Raw genomic sequence first — 1576 nt, 5'->3', positions numbered from 1 at the left:
CGCGTGAGATCTACCGACTCATCGTCCCGGCAAACCCTCCGGCTGGCCAGACCGGAGCCGCCGGGTCCCTCGGTTGACATCCATAGGGGCATCAAGCGCGCCTACGTCTTCACGGGGACCGTGACCGTGGCCTCGATCCGCTTGTGGCTCAAGGGCTGACGGCCTGGTCCGTCAGCGGGCTTCCAGATCTTCGGCTTGCTGGGTGAGCTTCGCCGCGATGTCGTCCCAGTCCGGACCGCGCAGCCACAGGTTCTGCGCGGCCTCCCGCAGAAGAGCCGGCTCGTCTGGCCGCTGCAGCAGCACGAGCCGATAGGCGAGGTTTCGAATCCACACCGGGAGGTGGCCGTCGACGAGGTGCGGGCTGAGTTCACGCAGCATCGAGAGGATCGCGTCTGCGCCAGCGAACGTCAGCTCCTCAACGAAGTAGTGCTCGCGGTGCTCCTGATCGCACGCCGGTGTCGGACGGTACTCATCTCCGTAGAGACACCGGGCGTGCTCGGTCAGTGTGCTGTGCATGCACTGCAGCCTACGACCTCATGATCCGCCGGACAGAACCCAGCTCCGTGCGGGGCAGTACGAGCTGGAGTGAACGGGGCCCGCCGCAGGGCGGCCGGCGACAGTGACCAGGGCGAAGCCGAGGTGGCGTCCCCATCGACTCACCGTCTCCCCGGCGAAGAGGGCCGCCCTCTCGTTTCGCCATGCGTACGGGTAGACGCGGGTACCCGTACGCATGGCCACGGGCACGGAGGTGGCGAACGACAGCACGTCCACCACGACGAGGCAGGTCACGTTCGACACCAGTCGCTGGGCACCGAGGGGGCCCCTCGAGCCGGACACCGGCATCCCCGGCATCCCGGCCGCCCTGGCAGAAGAGGCTGACTGTCTCCGCTCACCATCGGCTGAGGCCGCACTCCGCCTCGCGCCATCTCTGTCTGGGCACGCCGATGACCACAAAGAGGGAACCCTACAAATTCTCGTGGCTCATGCGTGGCGTAAGGGGGCGGTCACGTCCGGTCGACCGGCCACGGCGCCTCTGTCGTCTGGGCGGGACGGCTGGGGGGCCTGGGCGGACGTAGTGGGTCCGAGCCTCCGTCGACACCACGATCTGCCGGGGGCAGCAGCATGCGGCTGGCGCCCTCCTGACTTGGCGTGGCCGGAGGGCCACGGTGCGACCGGGCTGCAGAGGCCGGACCTGCCTGCGCCCCAGCACGGCGGACAGCTCCTGATCACCTCGGCCAGCGTCTTCGCGCTTCGGAGAAGTACGGGCCGGCAGGGTCGACCGCGGGGTGACGCTGCGGCGAAGCCGCTGTCGGCGGCGTTTTGACTCCTCACGGGCACGGTTGTAGAGTTGAGCAGTTGCCTGGAGCAGAAGCGCTCGGCAGCGACCCTCACAAGGAAGCACTTTCGAGTGGGGACTCGACTCTTCATTCGGGAATCGAAGCCGGGGAAATCCGGTGGAAAACTTCTGATAGAGTCGGAACCGCCGGAAAGGGAAACGCGAAAGCGGGAACCTGGAAAGCGCCGAGGAAATCGGACACGAAAGAGTCTGATAGAGTCGGAAACGCAAGACAACAGA

At 66.8% G+C, this 1576-nt stretch carries 1 protein-coding gene; it reads right to left on the bottom strand.

The genetic code is table 11. The features are described from left to right. Window positions 1-171: 171 nt before the first annotated feature. Entirely contained in the window at window positions 172-516 is a 345-nt protein-coding gene (locus ACZ3X1_RS37300; RefSeq protein ID WP_467284017.1) for a hypothetical protein, read from the bottom strand. Window positions 517-1576: the final 1060 nt, after the last annotated feature.

The organism is Streptomyces sp. NPDC023541, assembly GCF_055559995.1.
Note: the sequence above shows the minus strand (reverse complement) of the source record. Positions and strands in the feature narration are given on the sequence as shown.